Source organism: Wenjunlia tyrosinilytica (assembly GCF_014646055.1).
Taxonomy (GTDB): Bacteria; Actinomycetota; Actinomycetes; order Streptomycetales; family Streptomycetaceae; genus Wenjunlia; species Wenjunlia tyrosinilytica.
The window spans coordinates 154676-175045 of sequence record NZ_BMMS01000014.1; the positions used below are offsets into that span (position 1 = coordinate 154676).

At 71.1% G+C, this 20370-nt stretch carries 15 protein-coding genes; 9 read left to right on the forward strand and 6 right to left on the reverse strand.

Translation table 11 applies throughout. The features are described 5' to 3' along the window. Window positions 1-46 precede the first annotated feature (46 nt). Window positions 47-478 carry a phosphatase domain-containing protein gene (locus IEY86_RS17640; RefSeq protein ID WP_189132668.1) on the reverse strand — a complete coding sequence of 144 codons (432 nt, stop codon included), beginning with the start codon at window positions 476-478 and terminating at the stop codon, window positions 47-49. A 93-nt stretch (window positions 479-571) separates the two neighbouring features. Here IEY86_RS17640 and IEY86_RS17645 point away from each other — a divergent pair, with 93 nt between their 5' ends. After that, entirely contained in the window at window positions 572-1264 is a 693-nt protein-coding gene (locus IEY86_RS17645) for a rhomboid family intramembrane serine protease (RefSeq protein WP_189132669.1), read from the forward strand. Between the two features lie 22 nt (window positions 1265-1286). On the opposite strand, the gene IEY86_RS17650 is transcribed toward IEY86_RS17645, so the two are convergent. Continuing rightward, window positions 1287-2183 carry an esterase/lipase family protein gene (locus IEY86_RS17650; RefSeq protein WP_189132670.1) on the reverse strand — a complete coding sequence of 299 codons (897 nt, stop codon included), beginning with the start codon at window positions 2181-2183 and terminating at the stop codon, window positions 1287-1289. Window positions 2184-2488: 305 nt separating this feature from the next. Between IEY86_RS17650 and IEY86_RS17655 the strand changes: the two genes are divergently transcribed. Then, window positions 2489-3196: a pyridoxamine 5'-phosphate oxidase family protein gene (locus IEY86_RS17655; protein ID WP_189132671.1), complete on the forward strand. Its 708-nt coding sequence runs from the start codon at window positions 2489-2491 to the stop codon at window positions 3194-3196. 132 nt (window positions 3197-3328) lie between these two features. Beyond that, window positions 3329-5368, forward strand: a complete 2040-nt coding sequence (locus tag IEY86_RS17660) for an elongation factor G (RefSeq protein ID WP_189132672.1) — start codon at window positions 3329-3331, stop codon at window positions 5366-5368. On the opposite strand, the gene IEY86_RS17665 is transcribed toward IEY86_RS17660, so the two are convergent. Further along, window positions 5280-6260 (reverse strand): endo alpha-1,4 polygalactosaminidase, encoded by a 981-nt coding sequence (locus IEY86_RS17665; protein ID WP_229698520.1) that lies wholly within the window; start codon window positions 6258-6260, stop codon window positions 5280-5282. The two genes, IEY86_RS17660 and IEY86_RS17665, sit on opposite strands and share 89 nt — an antisense overlap. Window positions 6261-6851: 591 nt before the next feature. Here IEY86_RS17665 and IEY86_RS17670 point away from each other — a divergent pair. From IEY86_RS17670 to IEY86_RS17680, 3 genes are all read left to right on the forward strand, one after another. Then, window positions 6852-9110 carry an ATP-binding protein gene (locus IEY86_RS17670; RefSeq protein ID WP_229698521.1) on the forward strand — a complete coding sequence of 753 codons (2259 nt, stop codon included), beginning with the start codon at window positions 6852-6854 and terminating at the stop codon, window positions 9108-9110. 245 nt (window positions 9111-9355) lie between these two features. After that, window positions 9356-10075 (forward strand): dioxygenase family protein, encoded by a 720-nt coding sequence (locus IEY86_RS17675; RefSeq protein WP_189132674.1) that lies wholly within the window; start codon window positions 9356-9358, stop codon window positions 10073-10075. Window positions 10076-10149: 74 nt separating this feature from the next. Beyond that, entirely contained in the window at window positions 10150-11313 is a 1164-nt protein-coding gene (locus tag IEY86_RS17680) for a hypothetical protein (RefSeq protein ID WP_189132675.1), read from the forward strand. A 114-nt stretch (window positions 11314-11427) separates the two neighbouring features. On the opposite strand, the gene IEY86_RS17685 is transcribed toward IEY86_RS17680, so the two are convergent. Both IEY86_RS17685 and IEY86_RS17690 read right to left on the reverse strand, forming a co-directional pair. Beyond that, on the reverse strand, window positions 11428-12642 hold the full coding sequence (locus IEY86_RS17685; protein WP_189132676.1) for an alginate lyase family protein: 1215 nt from the start codon (window positions 12640-12642) through the stop codon (window positions 11428-11430). A 145-nt stretch (window positions 12643-12787) separates the two neighbouring features. Beyond that, window positions 12788-13600, reverse strand: coding sequence for an SCO2400 family protein (locus tag IEY86_RS17690; RefSeq protein ID WP_373287044.1), 813 nt, complete (start codon window positions 13598-13600; stop codon window positions 12788-12790). Window positions 13601-13776: 176 nt separating this feature from the next. On the opposite strand from IEY86_RS17690, the gene IEY86_RS17695 reads away from it, so the two are divergent. The 3 genes from IEY86_RS17695 (at window position 13777) to IEY86_RS17705 (ending at window position 19072) form a co-directional block, all read left to right on the forward strand. Further along, window positions 13777-14340 carry a hemerythrin domain-containing protein gene (locus IEY86_RS17695; protein WP_189132678.1) on the forward strand — a complete coding sequence of 188 codons (564 nt, stop codon included), beginning with the start codon at window positions 13777-13779 and terminating at the stop codon, window positions 14338-14340. 409 nt (window positions 14341-14749) lie between these two features. Next, complete coding sequence (locus IEY86_RS17700; protein ID WP_189132679.1) at window positions 14750-15553, forward strand: hypothetical protein; 804 nt, start codon at window positions 14750-14752, stop codon at window positions 15551-15553. Between the two features lie 552 nt (window positions 15554-16105). Further along, window positions 16106-19072, forward strand: coding sequence for an ATP-binding protein (locus IEY86_RS17705; protein WP_229698522.1), 2967 nt, complete (start codon window positions 16106-16108; stop codon window positions 19070-19072). Here the strand turns inward: IEY86_RS17705 and IEY86_RS17710 are convergent. Continuing rightward, window positions 19069-20115: a terpene synthase family protein gene (locus IEY86_RS17710; RefSeq protein ID WP_189132681.1), complete on the reverse strand. Its 1047-nt coding sequence runs from the start codon at window positions 20113-20115 to the stop codon at window positions 19069-19071. The two genes, IEY86_RS17705 and IEY86_RS17710, sit on opposite strands and share 4 nt — an antisense overlap. Window positions 20116-20370 lie beyond the last annotated feature (255 nt).

Sequence of the window (20370 nt, forward strand, 5' to 3'; positions counted from 1 at the left end):
GTCGGGCGAGGTCCGGGCCGCCCAAGCGGAGGGTCGGCGGAGGCGGTCAGTCCGCGAAGTGGCGGACATAGCGCCGCTGCCAGGGGGTTTCGACGGCGTGTGCGTCGTACTCGCGGCGCACGAAGGCCACCGCCTCTTCGGCCGGCACCCCGTCGAGGACGGCGAGGCAGGCAAGCGCCGTGCCGGTTCGTCCCCGCCCGCCGCCGCAGGCGATCTCGACGCGTTCGGTGGCCGCGCGCTCCCATGCTCCGCCGAGGACCAACCGGGCCTGCGAGCGACTGCTGGGCAGCCAGAAGTCGGGCCAGCGCAGCCATTTGGCGTCCCATGGCACGTCGGGAGGCCGACGGCCGAGCAGATGGACGGCGTAGTCGGGTGTCGGCCCGGGGGGAAGGGGGCGGCGGAGCCCTCTGCCGCGGACCAGTCGCCCGGAAGGCAGCCGGAGGACACCGGCGTCGGTCGGCCTCCATGTCTCGGTCATGCGTTCACCGTAGTCGCCGGCGTGCGTCCGAGGCTCCGAGCTCGCGACAGGGGTCCCTGTAGGCCGCCGGTCCGCTCGCGGCAAGCTGTGATCATGGACATGCACACGGGGATCCTCTACGGCTGCTCGGCAGCCGTTGTCGTGCCGGGGACTCAACTCCTGCGGGCACTCGCCGTCCCGCCGTCGGACGACGGCGGCGGGCGGGCGATCCTGCGGGCCGTCAGGCGCGAGCCCGCCCCCGTGGTCTCGGTGGCCATGGTGTCCCTCATGGCCGCGGCGGCGGTCGCGCAGTCCGTCTTCCCCGCCCTCGTCGACCACCTCGAGCCCGCTCCCGGCGCCCCCTGGTGGCGGCTGCTGACCGCAACTCTGGTGCAGTCCTCCGGCGGGTTCCAGACCCTCTTCAATCTGGCGGCCCTCATCGCCGTCGCCCCGGTGGCCGAGTGGCTCCTCGGTCCGGCGCGCCGGCTCCTCGTGTACGTCGCGAGCGGGCCGGCCGCCAATGTCGTGAGCGCGGTCGGCTGGAGTCCGCGCGGTGCGGGCGACTCGGTCGCGATATGCGGGCTCGTCGGCGCCATGGCCACGCTGTACGCGCTCACCGGCGGCATTCCCGCGCTGCGGCGCCTCGTCCTGCTCATCCCCACCGCGGGTGCGGTGCTGTGCCTGCTCGCCAACAACCACGGCGTGGGAGTGCTGGCGGGCTGCGCGCTGGGGGCGGTTCTCGTCATGCGCCCCGGACCGGGGACCGCGACGAGCGGTCCCCGGCGGTTCGAACGGTTGCCATCGTGAAGCACTGGGCATTCGCCGGCCGTCAGCTGAGGACCGAGGCGCAGGTGGTCGGGGTGGCGTGGGCGGGGTCGAGGGCGTTCGCGGTCTCGTGGAAGGCGATGCGGTCGATGGTGCCGATCGCCACGTGTTCGGACAGGTCGACCGGGCACAGGTCCTGGAGGAGGACATTGTCCACGTCGGGGCCGGACAGGAACTGCGACCGGTAGGGGGTGACGACCTCGTCGTACCGGGTGGCGATCACCGTGTAGTGCACCCCGGGGACGGTGTCCCCTCCGGCGTTGAGGCGGTTGAGGAAGTCGGAGCCCGCGACCTGGTCCGTCAGGCCGGGGGGGAGTCCGGAGACGGCGTCCGCCGCTCCGGGGAAGTGGTCGAGGAGGGCGGTGAGACCGAGCAGGGTGGTGCCGTGGTTGTCGGGGGCGATCCCGACGAGGGTGTGCACCTTCGCGGCCCCGCCGAGGAACTTCATGTACTGACGGGACATCATGCCGCCCTGCGAGTGTCCGACGATGTCGGTCTCGGCGACGCCCGTGGCGGTGAGCACCCGGTCCACGAACGTGGACAGCTGCTTGGCCGACTCCTCGATCGGGCCGAGGCCGTGGAAGATCGGCACGCCGGGCAGTTGCCCGTAGTCGAGTGAGTAGACGCAGTACCCCCGGGCGACCAGGTAGGGCGCCAGGCCCAGCCAGTTGTCGACGGAGTTGCCGAGGGTGCCGTGTACGAGGACGACCGGGCGGGGGTGCCGGGTCGAGGGCTTGCACGAGTAGTCGTTCCACCCGCGGGAGGTCGACTCCGTTCCTTCGGTCGCCGCGTGCGCGGCTGTCGGCATGGTGCTCAGTCCCGCGGCGAGCAGCGATGCCGACAGCAGTGCGAGCAGGCGCCTCCAGGGCGTGTGGGTGTTGCGCCGTGTCCAGGGCAGCATTCGGTGATCTCCTTGCGGCTCAAGGGGAAGATCAGAGTGGCAGGCAGAATGTGACCCGGATCACGTAATGCGGTGCTCATGTCAAGTTACGGGCCAGTAGGGAAGCCGACCAGTCAAGTGACGGTAAAGAAAATTCCGCTGTCCGGCGCCCTGCTGTCAGCGCCGTCAATCATTCCCGCCCCGCCTCCGTGTCCGGCCGATGACGCGCTCCGACCGCCCTTGCCTGCGGTGACCACTCTTGTCATCGACCCTCGGCGACTGAAATAGTCGCGATGTCGTAGTCAAGCAAGTGAATCGGTTGTTCCATGGCCCATGAAGAACTGAATCGGCAAGTCCGGCAGGATCTGCGTGTCACTGACCGCACCAGCCACCGGCGCCTGCGCGAGCAGGGCAGCACCTCGCGCGAAGACCTCGACGCGGTCCTGCGCGCGGGCTTCGTCTGCCATCTCGGCGTCATTGTCGACAACGCACCGATGGTGGTACCGACCGTGTACGGCGTTGACTTCGTCAGCCGGACGCTCTACTTGCACGGCTCGGTGGCGAGCCGGAGTCTGGTGCGGGCCCCGGAGAGCACGGTGTGTGTGACGGTGACTCACATCGACGGCCTGGTGCTGGCCCGCTCCGTGTTCGAGCACGGTGTGAACTACCGCAGTGCGATGGTCTACGGCGTCCCCCGCCTGCTGACCCACCGCACCGACCGCCGCGGCCTTCTCACCGGGCTGCGCGTCCTCACCGAGCACTGCGCGCCGGGCCAATGGGAGTACGCCCGAAGGCCGTCGGCCAAGGAACTCGCGGCCACCACTGTGCTGGCGCTGCCCTTGGACGAGGCCTCGGTCAAGCTCCGCTCGGGTCCTCCGGACGACGGTGACGGGCCGGACGCCCAACTCGGGCTGTGGGCCGGCGTGCTCCCGCTGCGCACGGTGTGGGACGACCCCGAGCCCGATCCGGCGCTGACCGCCGGCGTCCGCGTTCCGCCCCACGTCAGCGGCCGGGGCCATCGGACAGCCCCGTAAACCGGTTGCCCACCCGAGGGGTTTCCTGCTGCACTTCCGGACGACGAACAGACCGGCCAAGGAGACAGCACATGCGCGCAGCGTTCATGTCCACCCCGCGAGGAATTTCCACTCACCTTGAGGACATGACGCTTGAAGAGCACGCTGAACCTTGGAATCCTGGCGCACATCGACGCCGGTAAGACCAGCCTGACCGAGCGGCTGCTCCACACCGCCGGTGTCATCGACGAGATCGGCAGCGTCGATGACGGCAGCACTCAAACCGATTCCCTGGCGCTGGAGCGACAGCGCGGCATCACCATCAAATCCGCCGTCGTGTCCTTCTCCGTCGAGGACATGACGGTCAATCTGATCGACACCCCGGGGCACCCGGACTTCATCGCCGAGGTGGAGCGGGTGCTGGGCGTGCTCGACGGCGCGGTGCTGGTCGTCTCCGCCGTGGAGGGCGTGCAGGCGCAGACCCGGGTGCTGATGCGGACACTGCAACGGCTGCGTATCCCCACGATCGTCTTCGTGAACAAGGTCGACCGTCGTGGCGCGGACACCGAACGGGTGTTGACGATGATCGCCGAGAAGCTGACCCCCGCGGTCGTCCCGATGGGGTCGGTCGCCGGTCAGGGGACCCCCGCCGCTGTCTGCACGCCGTACACCGCCGCCGACACCGGATTCACCTCACGGCTGGTCGAACTGCTCGCCGACCACAATGACGCCTTCCTGTCCGCGTACGTCCACGGCGACAACACGCTCTCCTACCCGCGGCTCCGCGGGGAACTGGCGGCCCAGACCCAGCAGGCGCTGGTTCATCCGGTCCTCTTCGGCTCGGCGATCACGGGTGCGGGCGTCGACGCGCTGACCGCCGCCCTGAAGGAGTTGCTGCCCTCGGCGCGAGGCGATGCCGACGGGCCGGTCTCGGGCACCGTGTTCAAGATCGAGCGCGGTCCCGCCGGGGAGAAGATCGCGTATGTGCGCCTGTTCTCCGGAACGGTGCGCACACGCGACCGACTGCCGTTCGGCCGGGACCAGGGGCGCAAGGACCAGGGGCGCAGGGACCCGGAGGTCGGGGGCCAGGAGGGCAAGGTCACCGCGATCAGCGTGTTCGACGAGGGCTCGGCCGACCGGAGCGCGTCGGTGAGTGCGGGCCGGATCGCCCGGATCCGGGGCCTCGGCGACATCCGCGTCGGCGACACGGTCGGCATCCCCTGGACGAAGGGCCCGGAGCACCGCCACTTCCCGCCGCCGACGCTGGAAACGGTGGTCGTGCCCCGCCGTCCGGAGGACAAGGGCGCGCTGCACACGGCCCTCACCCAACTCGCCGAGCAGGACCCTCTGATCAATCTGCGTCAGGACCGTGTCCGGCAGGAGATCTCGGTCTCGCTCTACGGCGAGGTGCAGAAGGAGGTCATCGAGGCGACGCTGGCGGACGAATTCGGTGTCGATGTCACCTTCCGCGAGACCACGACCATCTGCGTCGAGCGGCTGACCGGTACCGGCGCCGCCGCGGAGATCATCCACAAGGACCCCAATCCCTTCCTCGCGACCGTCGGCCTCCGCGTCGAGCCGGCACCGGTCGGCTCCGGAGTGGAGTTCCGGCTCGGGGTGGAACTCGGTTCGATGCCCTACGCGTTCTTCAAGGCCGTCGAGGAAACCGTCATGGAAACGCTGAGGCAGGGCATCCACGGGTGGCAGGTGCCTGACTGCACGGTCACCATGACGCACTCCGGCTACGCGCCGCGGCAGAGTCATGCCCATGCCGTCTTCGACAAGAGCATGTCGAGCACCGCCGGGGACTTCCGCAATCTGACACCGCTGGTCCTCGTCAGCGCGCTGCGTCGGGCCGGCACCGTGGTGCACGAGCCGATGCACCGCTTCCACCTGGAGGTCCCGGCCGACTCCTTCGGGGCACTCCTGTCCCTCCTGGCACGGCTGAGGGCCGTTCCGCGAGTGGACCCGGTGATGCGGGGGACTTCGTATCTGCTGGAGGGGGACATCCCGGCCGCCCAGGTGCACGAGCTGGAGCAGCGGCTGCCGACGCTGACCAGTGGAGAAGGAGTCCTCGAGTCGGCGTTCGACCACTACCAGCCGGTCACCGGCGCCGTCCCGGCCCGGCCGCGCACGGACCACAATCCCCTCGACCGCAAGGAGTACCTCCTGCATGTCGTGCGGCGAGTGTAGGGCCCGTGCCCCGTGCTGCCGCTGCTCGGGAGGGTGTCCAGCAGGTCCGGAAGACGTGCTTGCTGCTCCCGGCAGGGGTGACATCGCGGTCGCGCCGGACGATGCCCACCTTGTCGCCCCATCCGTCGCACGCCCGGCGCATCCCGGCGTCGGTGTACTCGATGTCGACGATGCGGCGGCCGAACGACTTGGTGTAGTCACCGCACTCCCGGTACTGCCCGCACTCCTCCGCCACGGCGAAGTCCAGGCCCAGGGCCTTGGCGGCCGGGGCGAGTTCGACGGTGTTCTTCTGGCCGACGGCCAGGCGCCGGGCGTGGGAGTGGTCGGCGAGAAGCTTGATGTACCGCTTGGCGTCGTCCTTCTTCAGCAGCTTCTTCGAGCGGCTGAAGCTGTCGTAGTTGTCGGGTTCGACGGCGTCGAAGCCCTTGGCTGCGCAGCCGTCGATCCAGCCGTTGACCTTCTTCGCGATCCGTCGGCGCTTGTCGGCGGTCCTGATGTCGAGCAGCGGCTCGTTCCAGTCCTCGTCGATCACCAGCTTGCCGTCGGCGTCCCTGAGCAGGAGGTCACGGGCCCATTTGTGACGTTCACCGGGCTGCACCTGGAACGCGTTGACGTAGCAGATGTTGTACAGACCGGACGCGGGCGCCGCCTCGCGGTCGCGGCTGACGATCCGCACACCGGTGGGCGGACGATAGGCACCGCCGATCTGGTAGTCGAAACGGGCGTGCCGCGGCGGCAGGGTGACCGACGGAGCTCCGGCGGACCTGTGCGTGTGCGATGCCTTGGTGACAGGCCCCGCCTCGGCCCAGGCGACTCCGAGGACCGCGACGGTCGTGAATGTGGCCGCCGCAGTCAGGGTCTTGTGGGATGTGGGGACCTGCTTGACAGCCACCGCTTCGACTCCAACGGTCCATGGACACGACCCGCTCCGGGCCCTCACAGTCAATCGACCGGCGTCGGCACACGTCAAGCGAGACCAACCGCCGCCACAGGCCGAGGCCCGCTCGAACGGCCGCCTGTCAGGCGGCCGACAGGACCACCGTGCTGCACTCCTCCCGCTTGCCCTTGAAGACCTCGTAGCCGTGCGGGTGCCTCGTCCAGCGGCAGACGGTGCGAGACGGCGAAGCCGGGGTCGATCTCGCCCTCGGTGATCCGGCCCCCGGTCTGCCCGCTCTCCCGTGGCGTCCGGGCCGCACAGGATCGGGCGCTACGGTGGGCGGCTCGCACAGCAGGGTTACGACTTCGAGTGAGGTTTCCGCGAGTGGCAGCGACGATGCGGAAGTGTGAGGTGTGCGGCGGCCGAACGGCCGCCGACGAGCGAGGAGGACAGCGCGAGCGGTCCCGAGGCGGCCGACCCGCCAGATACTGCTCCAACGCCTGTCGGCAGCGAGCCTTCCGCGAGCGCACCGCGGCCCGTCGGGTTCCGGCGGATCAGCGGTCGCCGGGGCCTTCTGCCGACTCCGCGGCAGGAGCGGCGGGACTTGTGCCGCCCCTGGACCGGTTCGTGGGACGCAAACGGGAGTTGGCACGGCTGCGGCCGCTGCTGCGGTCCTCGCGCCTGCTCACCCTCGTCGGGCCGGGAGGGGCCGGCAAGACACGGCTGGCGCTCGAACTGGCGGGCACCTCACGCGGCGGCCGCCAACGCCGCGTCCGCATGGTGGAGTTGGACTCGCTGCGCGACGGCGCACTCCTCCCGCAATTCGCCGCCGCGGTCCTCGGCGCGGGGGAGCGCGGACACCGCACCGTCATGGAATCGCTCCAACGCGCCCTGAGCGGCGATGAGTCGCTGCTCATCCTGGACAACTGCGAGCACGTGATCGAGCCCTGCGCCGAGCTGACCGCACGGCTGCTGCGCCTGTGCCCGTCCTTACGCATCCTCGCCACCAGCCGGGAATCGCTCCGTGTCCCCGGCGAAGTGCTCTTCCGGGTCGGTGAACTGGGGCTTCCCGCCCGCGACACCGCGGGCGGCGTCGCCGAGATCCTGCGCTCCGACGCCGTCCGGCTGTTCATGGAACGAGCCAAGGCCCGCGACCCCGGTTTCGAGCTCAGCACGGACTGCCCCGAGAACGCGGACGCGGTGGCGAGAATCTGCCGCCGACTGGACGGCCTGCCCCTGGCGATCGAACTCGCGGCGCGCCGCGTCGGCACCCTTCCGCTCGGCGACATCCTGTCGGGTCTGGACAACCAGCTGACCCTGCTCACGGACGGCAGCCGCATCGGGCCGTCCCGCCACCGCGAACTCCGGGCGGCCACCGAGTGGAGCTACTCCTTGCTGGACTCCGTCGAACAGGCCCTGTTCCGGCGGGTTTCGCTCCTGGTGGGCGACTTCGGCATCGAGGGCGCCGCAGCGGTCGGCGCCGTCGAGCCGGACACGGCACTGGGACTGGTGTGCTCCCTGGAGGCCAAATCACTCGTCGCACGGGTCGCCGGTCATGACGGCGAGGCGCGGTTTCGGCAATTGAGCTCGATTCGGGCCTACGGACTCGACCGGCTGGCGGCAGCCGGTGAACTCGATGCCACCCGGGAGCGGGCCCTCGACTGGCTGACGACGCTGACGGAGCGCGTGTCCGTGCCCGTGCCCACGGAGGACGCGGTCCGGCGCCTGGACATCGAGCAGGAGAACCTGGCGGCGGCCGTGAAGTGCTCGGCTTCCCGGGGCGGTGACCGGCATTTGCGGCTCGCGCTGGGGATGGCCAGGGTGCGGCTGCGGCAGGAGCAGCTCACGGCGTGCCGCGAGTTGCTCACCGGCGCCCTGCGGACAGTGCCGAAGTCCCGCTACCGCAGTGAGGCAGTGGCCCTGGCCGCTCGGACCGCCTCTATGCAGGCGGACCACGAGGAGGGGCTGCGGCTGGCCGAGGAGGCAGTGGCTGCCGAGCGGGCCGGAGACCGTCCCGCCGAACTCGCCGACGCCCTGGACTCGCTGGCCGTCGCTCTGGTGTGCCGACAGGACTTCACCGGTGCGGTGTCGGTGTACCGCGAGTGCCTGGACATCACCCGGGGGCTCGGCAGGCCACTGGCCACCGCGGTGTCCGGCCACCGACTGGCCTGGGGGCTCCTGCACCTCGGCGCGGTGGCCGAGGCCCGGCGTCTGATGGCCGAGTGCCTGCCGGTCCTGCGAACGCTCGCCGACTGGCGTCATCAGGCCGCCGCCCTCCACACCGCGGGCGCGCTCGCGCTCGCCGCGGACGATCTCGACTCGGCGTCGCAGGCCTTCGAGGAGGTGCTCCACCGGGCGCCCCCGGACAGCTACCACGCGGTCTATCCCATCGAGGGGCTCGCGATCGTCGCGGCCGCGCGGGGCGGGATGGACCGGGCCCTGCGCCTGGCCGCGGCCGCCGCCGTGGTCCGTGCACGGATCGACGTCCCGCCCGAGGAGCAGTGGCAGCGGCAGGTGGACGCCGCCGTGAGCCGTGCCCGTGTCCGGCTGGGGCGCTCCGCGGCGCAGGCGGCGACCGCCGCCGGGCGCAGGCTTGAGGGGGACCGGCTGATGGCGTACGCGCTGGGGGACGGCGACGGGGAGCCAGCGGGTGCGGGGCGGGACTGCCCGCTCACCGGGCGGGAGTGGCAGGTCGCCGCACTGGTGGCCGAGGGGCTGACCAATGCCCAGGTGGCCGGGCGGCTGCGGCTGTCGACCAGCACCGTGGCGGCGCACCTGAACCGGATCCGCGACAAGCTCGGCCTGCGGTCGCGCACCCGGATCGCGGTGTGGGTCGCCTCCCATGGAGGTCCCGCGAGCCCATGACGCCCGGCGCGGACGGATGACGCCGACGTGCTCTCGTCACGTCGACGTGCTCTCATGACGCCGGCGCATCCATGACGCCTCGCCAGGACGCGGCTGCGTGCCCGGAGGGTTTCGTAACGCCTTCGGATCGTCGGTCGTCCGGTCGATGTGCCGTCGCGGAGGGCTGAAGCACGCTGACCGCACCGGCTCGAGCCCTCGACCGCGGGGGCCGGCAGGTGAGCCGGCACCGTCCGCGAGGAGCTGCCATGCCGCACGAGTACGACGATCCGCACGACAGGACCCCCCCACCCCCGGAGGCGAACTCCCGCCGCTCCTTCATCCGGGCCGGATCCCTCGGAGTGACCTCCGTCGCGCTGACGGCCGCCGGCATGACCGCGGTGACCCCCTCGGCCGCGGCCGACCGGTCACCGGCCTCGGCCCGCGCGCCACTGGCCGTCACTCCCGCCTGCTCCGGCCATGAGACGCCGGCGGCCACCGAGGGGCCGCTGTTCAAGCCCCGGTCCCCGGAGCGGACCAATCTCGTCACCCCCGCCATCCGGGGTGTCCGCCTTCACCTGCGCGGCACCGTCCACGACCCGGACTGCAAGCCGCTGGCGGGCTGCCTGATCGAGTTCTGGCAGTGCGACCAGAACGGGGACTACGACACGACGGGCTTCTCGCTGCGCGGGCACCAGCACACCACCTCGAGGGGCGCCTACGAGCTGGAGACCATCATCCCCCGTGACTACTGGGGCCGTTGGGGTCAGCGGGCACCGCACATCCACACCCAGGTCCAGGCCCCCGGCGGACCGGTCCTCGTCACGCAGCTGTACTTCCCCGACGACACCGAGGCCTACGGCCGGGACTTCGCCGCCCTCAACGCCAGGGACGGACTTCTCAACCGCGCCTGCACCATCACGCTCAACAGCTCCGGCGGCGGCGCGTACAGCGGGACGTTCGACTTCGTCGTCAAGACCACCGCCTGACGGCAGCTCATCCGCGGCCGCTCATCGCAGCACGCTCATCGACGACCGCTCATCGACGACCTGAGGAATCCCCTATGTCAGTGAGAACAGCACGCGAGGTCGACAAGCCCCGGCGTCGCTTCGTACGGGCGGCGCTGCCGACCGCCCTCGCCGCTTTGGCCCTGGCGCTCGCCGGGCTGGTGGGGGTGGTGCCGGACTCGGGCGCCGGCCCGGCGCCGCCCAAGGCTTCCACGGTGGCGCGGGCGGGGACCTGGCAGCAGACGCCCGTTCCCGTGGAGAAGGGCGACATCACCGCGGTGGCCGCGCTGGGAGAGGACCGGGCCTGGGCGATCGGCTACCGCCTCAAGGGCATCTCGGAACTCGAACCCCTGGCCCTGCGCTGGGACGGCGCCTCCTGGACCCAGGAGTCCACCCTGCCCGCGGGCAGCTTCCCGCAGGTACTCGCCGTACGGTCGGCCGACGACATCTGGGCCGCCGGAATGGACACCGCGCACTGGGACGGCAGGAAATGGACCACCCGCACCCTCCAGCAGGACACGGCCGGCCGGCTGTACCCCGATGCCATGGCCACCGGGGCCGACGGCAAGGTGTGGCTGGCGGGCCGGGCGGTGCCGGGCTCGGTGAAGAACGGTGTGCCCGCGATCCAGTCCTGGGACGGGACCCGCTGGCAGAAGCAGACCCTTCCCGACGTCGGCAAGGGCGAGCTCAGCAGTGTCGTCGTGGTGTCGTCGGACGACGTCTGGGCCGCGGGTGCGACCTACGCGACCGATGACGAGGCCCAGACCGCGCTCCTGCTCCACTGGGACGGAACCAGTTGGAAGAAGGTCGCTGCCCCGCCGTCCACGGGCAGGGCGGGGACCTGGTTCGGTGCGATGACCGCGCTCGGGCCCGATGACGTCTGGGCTGTCGGCGGCGCCACCTCGGAGGGCTCCGATCGCCCGTTCGCCGCTCACTGGGACGGCAAACGCTGGCAGGTGACCCCGACACCGGACGTCGCGGACGGCCGGCTGCGCTCGGTCGGCCGGACCAAGGACGGCGGCCTCTGGGCGATCGGCGGCAAGGGGAATGTCTCCACCGCTCTGCGCTGGGACCGGGCCGCCCGGAAGTGGACCAAGGCGCCCGCACCGGATGTCGTCGTCAGGGCGTCCGCCGTGGTGCCGGACACCTCCGCCCTCTGGACGGTCGGCATCGCCAAGAAGGGCGACCTGGTGCCGAGGATCACCCGGTTCACGGGCTGACGAGGGTTGTCCGATCCTCCGGGTCCGGGCGGCGCAGGGCGGGTCCGGTCGGCGCAGGGCACTGCCGCCGACCGGACCCGGAGGCGCTGCCGGGCACGGAGTGCGCGGATGTGCCTACGGCGTTCCGGCGTGGGTGAGGGTCTCCCAGGCGAGGAAGTAGTTCGCCCCGGCCGGCCGCCTGGCCTCGACCAGTTTCTGGGTCTTGGGCATCGCGACGCCCAGACGGCCGTGGTAGTGGTTGAACACGATCTCCTGCGTCGGGCCGAGGCCCTTGTGCAGGGTGCCACCGCACAGCCACGACGGGGCAGTGGCGCCGAGTTCGTAGGCCGCGTGGAACTCCAGGGCCTTGGTCAGCCTGGCCCTGCCCTCCTTGTACAGGTCGACTCCCTGGAGACGGGCGGTCTCGGCGGCGTGCACGGCGGCGTCGAGGCCCCAGCCGGTGTGGCCGAAGTCGCGGCAGGTCTCCTGAGCGAGACCGTCGGCAAAGACCTTCTGGCCCTGCCAGTAGGCGATGAGCTTGTCCTTGGTGTTCTTGTTGCCGCCGGGCGGGGGCTTGGGCAGGTCACCGTCGGACTTGAGGTAGACATAGGCGGGAAGCCGTCCCCGCCACAGCTTCACGGCCTTGTCGAACGAGGTCCTGTCGTCGAGGAACACGGCGATGCCCATCGCCGCGTCCGTCATGATCAGTTCCCAGTTGCCGTTCTTGTTCGGCTGCCCCGCGACGAGGATCGGCAGGTAGACCTCGCGCAGCACCTTCTTGAAGCGGTCCACCCGGGAGGCCGGCCAGCCGCCGTTGGTGTGCCGGACGATCTCGGCGGCACGGGAGAAGGAGGCACCGGCCCAGCCGGTCTGCAGCGGGGCATTGCTGTTGCTGTGCCGCTTGATCGTCGCGGACCAGGCGTCCATGATCTCGATCGACTTCTTCGCGTAGCGCTTGTCACCGGTGACCGTCCACATCAGGGCGTCGGTGTAGGCCGCCAGCGCGTCGTCGCGCTCGTCCGAGCAGCCGTGGTTCGGATTGGATCCGGAACCGCACTCGACGTCCGCCCGAGGCCTCGGCTTCCACGACAAGGACGCGTACCGGCTGGTGCGCATGGCGTCGTACGCCGACTTCCACGGCTGCGATCCCGCCTGGACCTTCGTCCGGACGAAGTCCAGCTGCCCCTTGCCGACGAGCACTCCCGGGTGCTTGAACGCGGCGGACGGCGCGGCCTGAGTCCGCTCGGGTTCGGACTTGGCGGGTTGCGTCGCCAACGCGGCGGCGCCGGTGCCCAGGAGGCCCAGGGCCAAGCTGGTGGCGAGGGTCAGTCGTATCCGGCTTGGAATCATGACCGGCATTGGAGCAGTCTCGATGCTGCCCCGTCAATGTTGTCCGTAAGGTTTCCTTACAGTGCCGGGTGACCCGGATCGGCGCCCCGATCGCGGGGTGACCCGGGATCGGCGGCCCGGGGCCCGAAGTGACGCACATTCGGCACTAACCCGTGCACCACAGCAGCAGGCACGTCTGGTTGTGGGAGTGGGTGGGGCTGGGCTTGGGGGGTGGCGGCTTCTGCGTCCGGGTGGGCGCGGGCCGGGGGGTGCTGCCCTGCGCGGGTGGCGCGGGGGCGGTGGACGCCCCCGCGGGAGTGGGGTTCCCGGACGTCCTCGTGTGTGTCGGCGCGGGGGAGTGGGACGCCTCGGCGTCCTTGGAGGAACTCGCGCCGACCGACGACGTCGGGTCGGCGGACGAGGCGTGGTCGGCCCTTGCGGGTGAGGACGCCGCCGGCTCGGTCGACCCGTCGTCCACCGGCACCGTCGCGGTCGCCTTTGCCGCGTTGTCCCCGGCCGAGCCGTCGTGGAGCAGCGCCACGGTGACACCCGCGAGCACGAAGCCCCCGGCGAGACCCGCGACGACCTTGCGCGTGCGCCTGTTCGGCCCGCCGCGGCGGCCTCCCGCCCTCCTGCGCCCGCCGTGCGAGGCCCGGCGCGACGCCGCGGGAGCGGGGGTCTGCGGCTCGTCCGCGGGCGGGTCCGGGTCATCCTCCCGCCCGCCCTGCGGCCGGTCCGGGAAGGACTCGTCGGCCGGGAAGGGTTCCGGAGCCGGTTCGTAGCTGTATGTCGCGCCCGGTTCGTACTGGTAATCCAGCGGAGGCTGGAATGCCGGCGGCTGTGTCCCGGAACAGGAGGGGAATTGGTTTCCATGGGCATGGGAGGCGATTCCCGCACCCATGTCCGACACGGGTGTACCGCAGCCCGGGCAGGCAAGGGCTCCATTGAGATTTCGCCGGCATCCATCGCAATAGTCCATGGGGACGGCCTCCACTGCCTCCGCTCGCCGGTACACGGCGGCCCACCGTATCGGTGCCGGGTGACCGGCGGGCAGTGGCCCCTCGTGTTTCGTTGCCGTCGGGTGGGTACTCGTTCGCGACGGCGATCGGCGCTCCGGTCGCCGAGACGAACGGAAAGGGAAAGGGGCTGTGCGCCATGGGGCACGGCGGGAACGTCATAGAGGAGCTCACCGCTGATCACCGGGAGGTGGAGGAGCTGTTCGCGCGGATCGAGATCCAGCCGGTCGGTGACAAGCGGCGGCGGGAACTGGTGGATGAACTCACCATCGAACTGGTACGGCACTCGGTGGCCGAGGAGCAATACCTCTATCCGGCGGTGCGTGAGCATCTGGAGGGAGGAGACGCGTTGGCGGACAAGGAGATCGAGGACCACGCCAAGGCCGAAAGGATGCTCAAGGATCTCGAAGGGCGTGAAGCGGACGACGAGCGGTTCGACTCCCTGGTGGCCCTGCTGAAATTCGAAGTGACCGATCATGTGCGGGACGAGGAGGGCCGACTCTTCCCGATGCTGGCATCGGCATGCGGTCCGCAGGTGCTCGACGAGCTCGGTGACAAGGTCCGAAAGGCGAAGAGGACGGCCCCCACGCGTCCGCACCCCGCGGCCCCCGACACCCCGCCGGCCAACAGACTCCTCGGGCCCGGCGTGGGCCTGGTCGACCGCGCCCGCGACATGATCACCGGCCGCGGCCGGCACGGCTGACCGGCACGTCCGCGCCCGCGCCGCGCCTTCTGGAGTGCAGGCCGAGCCAAGACGCTCCTTTCGGCACCCGTTCGAGGTCGTCCTCGGCGGGTGCCGCGGCATGCCGCCGAACAGGCGTCAGTGGTAGCTGAGTTGTTCGGGTGTGCGCCCGTATGGATGCTTCTGTGGCTGAACCATTGAAAGGATCTCCTCACGCTGTGCTACTAGGCATATCGAACCGGTGGGCCGCCCATCCCTCCCCGGGGGAGCGGAGCCACCGGCCCGTCGCGGGTTTGAGCGATACCCGGTCGGCCCCGAAGGTCCAGCCGTCCTGGACGAGGCGCCCCTCGTGGAGATGGAACCGTCAGCCGCTGCGTCCCGCAGCACTCGCTGATGAGCGGTGGCCCACGCCACCCCCTCGAGGAGTGTCATGCGACTCACCCGCGTACTTGGGGCACTCACCGGCTCCGTCCTCCTGGCCGCCGGACTGGCTGCCGTCCCGGGCACCGCCGAGGCCCGGGCCGTCGTGCCCTGTGACCTCACCGCGCTCGTCAACGCCATCGACGCGGCGAACACCGCCGGCGGCGGTTCCCTGGCGCTGGCTCCGCTGTGCACCTACACACTCAGCACCGTCGACAATGACAGCGTGGACGGCGCCAACGGCCTGCCGGTCATCACGACCAACATCTCCATCACGGGGGCGCTGAGCACCATCGAGCGCTCCAGTGCGCCCGGCACGCCCGACTTCCGGATCTTCCAGATCGACCCGCCCGACGGCAACCTCACCCTCACCGGAGTGACCGTCCGCAACGGCCGCGCGGAGCCGGGACAGATCGGAGGCGGCATCTGGCTCCACGACGGAGGCACCCTGCACGTGGTCAACAGCACCATCACCAACAACGTGGGCTCGGACTCCGGCGGTGGCGACATCGGCAACAACACGGCGACCGCAGCGTCCGGCGTGGGTGGCGGCATCCTCAACGCGTCCACGCTGAACGTCACCACCAGCCAGTTGGTCGACAACACCGCCGGTGGAGCGAGCAGCCGGGGCGGCGGCCTGTTCAACTCCGGGACCGCCACCTTCCAAACCAGCCTGGTCAGGAGCAACCACGCCAATGACGGCGGCGGAATCTTCAACTCGGCAGGGCTCGGCGCGGTGACCCTGGCGCTGACTCCGGTCATCCTCAACACGCCCAACAACTGCGCTCCGACGGGCAGCGTCGCCGGCTGCTGAGCCTTGCCGGTGGCCTTCATCGCCTCATCCCGCCGGGCCTCTCCGGCGGGACGAAGTGCTGCCGAGCCGCGCGGGGCCGGAGCGCGACTGGTTGTCGTCCCCTACCACGTCGCCTCCGGCGTAGGGAGGGTCAAACGCCCAATACTACGTCAGGTCATCCGAACGGGCGAAACGTACCGGCCTTTCCGGCTGGAGTCTGCCGACTGCTGATAGTCAGGGAGCGCGAACCGGCCCGCTGGGCAGGCTGCCATCGGATTCACGCAGGCGACTGCCGGGTTCGTGGCGAGCCTCCGGTGTGCGGGCGGCTCGTCGGCACACGCGTTGGACGAGTCCGCCGAGGAGTGGTCCGTGCACAGTCGCATCGACCGATATGGGTCGAGGGATTTGTCCTGTCGGCGCCCTTTGTGATTGTCCCCCGGCTACGCTGCCGAGCACGGCCGCGTCTCAGTATCGGTCCGCCCCTCGTTGGCACGGAGGCTTCCGACGGGTGGCGCCCCGCTGATGGTGAGCCGACGTGGATGCCCAGCGGTGGGGCGCCCGGGAGGGGGAGGCGTGAGCGATCGAGACAGGCAGCTCAGAGCCGTCGCGACCGGACGGCGCGGCGGTCGGGTGCACGACCGCGGACGGCTGCTGGAACGCGAGACGGAGTTGCGCGCCGCGGAGGGCGCCCTGGACCGGCTCCGCCGACAGGCTGCGACGCAGGGCAACGGCGGTGGACTGCTGCTGTTGACCGGCGCCGCCGGTCTCGGCAAGACCAGCCTGCTCGCGGCCGTGCGGTCGATGGCCATGAGCCGCGACTGCGGTGTGCTGTCCGCTCGTGGCGGCGAGCAGGAGCGGGGCGTCGCCTTCCATGTGGTCCGCCGTCTGCTCCAGCCCGCCCTCGCCGCGCTGTCCGAGGCGGAGCGCCGTGAACTGTTCGGCACCTGGTTCGACATCGTCGGCCCGGCACTGGGGATGCCCACGACCGCTGGTCCGGCAATGCCCACGACCGGTGGTCCGGGGACCGGTGGAGCGGGCCAGGGCGCCGCGCTGCCCGATCCGCAGGCCGTGCGCGACGGCCTCGACTGGGTGGTGACCCGTCTGGCCCTGGGGAACGCCCCGGTCGTCCTGATGGTGGACGACGCCCACTGGGCCGACGCCGAGTCGATGGCCTGGCTGGCCTCGTTCGCCTCCAAGGTCGAGGATCTGCCGCTTTTGATGATCCTGGCCTATCGGCCCGACCAGCTCTCCGGATCCGAAGCGCTCCGCCGGACGGCCGACAGGAACGGAGTGCGGCCTCTGGGCCTGTCCGCGCTCACCCCCGAGGCGGTGGCCGAGCTTCTGCGCGGGGAACTGGGTGAGGACGCCGAGACCGGATTCTGCCGGGAGTGCTGGGTGGTCACCGGCGGCAATCCGTACGAGACCGTGGAGCTGACCGCCAATGTGCTGGACCGGGGGATCCTCCCGACCGAGGCGAGCAGCCCCCTGCTGCACCGTCTCGCCGCGGCCACCAGGGGCAGCGGCCTGGTCGCCCGTCTGCAGCAGCTGGGTCCGGCGTCCGTTCGGCTCGCCTGGGCCGTGGCGCTGCTGGGCGCCGAGGCCACGCCGCACCTCGCCGCCACCATCGCCGGTCTCGGCCCGGCGGAGTCGGCCGACGCCACCGACCGGCTGCGAGCCGCCCGCGTCCTCACCGGAAGCGAGACCCTGGAGTTCGCGCATCCCCTGATCGCCACCGCGGTCTACCGGGCGATCCCCGCAGCGATGCGGGTCGCCATGCACGGCCGGGCCGCCCGGATGCTCCTCGACGCCGGGCACGGGGCCGACGCGGCGGCACGGCATCTGCTGGAGACCCATCCGGAAGGCGATCCCGCCGTGGTGAAGCAGTTGCGTGAGGCGGCGCAGGTCTGCCTGCGAGCCGGTGCGCCGGATGCCGCCCGCCGCTGCCTGGACCGGGCGCTCCTGGAGCCCCCCGCACCGGAGGTGCGCGCCGCGGTGCTGTACGAACTGGGCTGCTCCTCGCTCCTGCACTCGCCTCCCGTCACCGTCAACCATCTGCGGTCCGCGCTCGAACAGCCGGATGTGACACCGCCGATGCGCGAGGGCATCATCCTGCGCCTGGCCCAGGTGCTGGCACACACCGACCAGCTCGCCGAGGCCGCCGAGACGGTCGCCGAGGAGGCGCGCCGGGTGGTCGACCCGCGAGCGCGGCTGCGGCTTCGGACCTGGCACTTCATCTGGTCCGCCTTCCGCGACGACGAGCCGGACTCCGCCGCCCGCTCGCGCCGACTGGCCCGTATCGCGGACCGCCTGTCCGGACGCGATCTGACGGAGCGCTACATCCTGGGCGTGCGTGCCTGGGACGCCATGGTCCGCGCAGAGCCGTCAGCGGTCGTCCTGGACTTCGCCGAGCGGGCCCTTCGGAACGGGATGAGCTGGACGGACCCGGAGTGGGGTTTCGAGGTTCCCGCCCTGGTGGCGCTGACCTATGCGCAGTGCGACCGGCCGCACCGCGCGGAGGAGCTGTTCGCCCAGGGGATCAGGGACTTCGAGATCGCGGGATGGCGCGGCGCGCACCTGGCCTTCGGCTACGCCCTGCTCGGCTACGTCCGCTACCGTCGCGGCCGGCTCACCGAGGCGGAGGACCTCGTCAGGGCGGGTTTGCAGGTCGCCGACCGGGTCGGTGAGGGAGCGCCCGCCCAGTACAACGCCGTCGCCATCCTCATCGAGGTGCTGCTGGCCAAGGGCGAGGTCGCCAAGGCACAGGAACTGGCCGCCCGCTACTCCTTCGCCGAACCCTTCCCCCGGGCGATGATGGTCCCGCCCCCGCAAGCGGTGCGCGGTGAGCTGCGCCTCGCCGAGGGCCGCATCACGGAAGCGGCCGCGGACATCGCGGCGGTGGGGCGGAAGCTCGAATCGCGGGGCATGGTCAATCCCGCCCTCTTCCCGTGGCTCGGTCTGCTGGCGCGGTGCCGCGCCGAGGAGGCCCCGGACACCGCTCGCTCCCTGGCCCGGCGGCAGGTGGAGCGTGCCGAGCGGGTGGGCACGGCCTCGCATGTCGGCTCGGCACTGCGCGTCGCGGCGAGCCTTGCCGGCGGTGTGGAAAGCCTGAGGCTGCTGGAACGCGCCGTCCGCAGCCTCGAGCAGTCCCCGGCGGCGTACGAGCACGCACGGGCACTGGTGGACCACGGCTCCGCCCTGCGGCGGGCCGGGCGGATCAGGGAAGGCGCCGAGCAGTTGTACCTGGGCATGGACGTGGCGGCGCAGTGCGGTGCCGACGCGCTGGTGGACAGGGCACGCGGTGAGCTCGGCGGGGTCGGGCTGCGACCGCGCCGGCTGCGCAGCGTGACGACGGTGGAGTCACTGACCCGGGGGGAGCGGGAAGCCGCTGAACTGGCCGCGCGGGGCGACGGCAATGAACGGATCGCGGAGAAACTGCGTTTGGAGGAGCGGGAGGTGGCCCGGTTGCTGTCCTCGGTGTTCAGGAAGGTGGGCTCGGACCGGCCGGGTCTGCGCGCAGCTCTGGGGGAGTCGGGGCGCTAGGAGGCGGGGTGCCGGGCAGCGGTGAAGGATGTGCTTCCGCCGGGGCGCAGGGTGACCGTTCCCGCGGTCAGCGGGTTCCAGACGAATCCGGGGCCGTGGTAGCGGGGACTGGTGCGTGACCAGTGCCAGTTCCCGGCGAGCATGTCGGCCAACGCGGTCAGGTACGGCTCCACTTGGGAAGCCGCGGTGGCGCGGGCGAGCAGGCGGTCACGCAGGGCCGTGAAGCGGAGCTCTGCCGCCTCGATCCTGCCCAGCACCGTGTCGACGGCTTCCTGCAGGGCTGCCCTGCCGTCGCCGCAGAGGATGAGGACCGCGTTCATGGCCTCGCCCCGGTGCCGTTCGTAGGCGAAGGTGAACAAGTCGTTGACGAAGGTGAGGTGTTCCGCGACCGCGGCCTGCAACCGCGTGTACTCGGGGTCCGTGAAGAGGGAGTCGGGCAGGTCGGCGCCGATTCCGTACTCGGCCATCGCGCTGCACAGCTGCGCTCCCACGCTGTGGGCGCGCAGTTCCACGTAGTCGGCGAGGTCGGTGAAGCCGCCCCGGCGACGGGAGGCCACCTCCGCGACGAAGCTGCGGAACAGGTTGTGCAGGGACACCGAAAGCCGTTCGCGCACACCGGGGGCCGCCTTGCCCGCGATACGGCCCCATACATCGGACAGGGCGGACGCGTACCCGGGTTCCTGGCCGGGCGGAACTTCCCGGCCGCTGAGCGCGGCGCCGAGTTCGCGGGCGAACGCGGTGGCATGGGCCTCACTGCGGCCCACGTCGCCGGGGTTGGGCAGGGTGTCGTCTATGCGGGAGACGACCGAGGACAGGTCGCACAGGTCGAGCATCCTGTCGAACGTGGCCCTCGGCCAGACCAGGCACGGGAAGAGGCAGGCGTACTGGAGGAAGTCGTGCTCGTCGTCGGCATCGGAGAAGGGAAGACGGGCTCGGGCCCAGGCGCCGCCGAGTCCCTGCAGTTCGGGTGACCGCGGGTGGTAGCGCGCGGTGAGGCGGCTGGGGACCTGCGGCAGATGGAACTCGTACATGGTCGCCGTCACGGCGTCCGGGGGCGCGGCATCTGTTGGCGCGGCATCTGTTGGCACGGCGTCTGTCGGCGCCGACGATTGACGCCCGTCGTGGGCCGTCGCCGACCCGGTCGCCCGGTGGGTCGTGCGGGTTGCCGATCCCATCGCATGGTCCCCTCTCAAGTACCATGATCCCCCGCGTCCTTCGCACAGTGGCTCGAGCCACCGTAACGGGACACCTCGATGTTGGGACCACCCGCGCGGGCATCGGCGACGGCGTCAGGACAT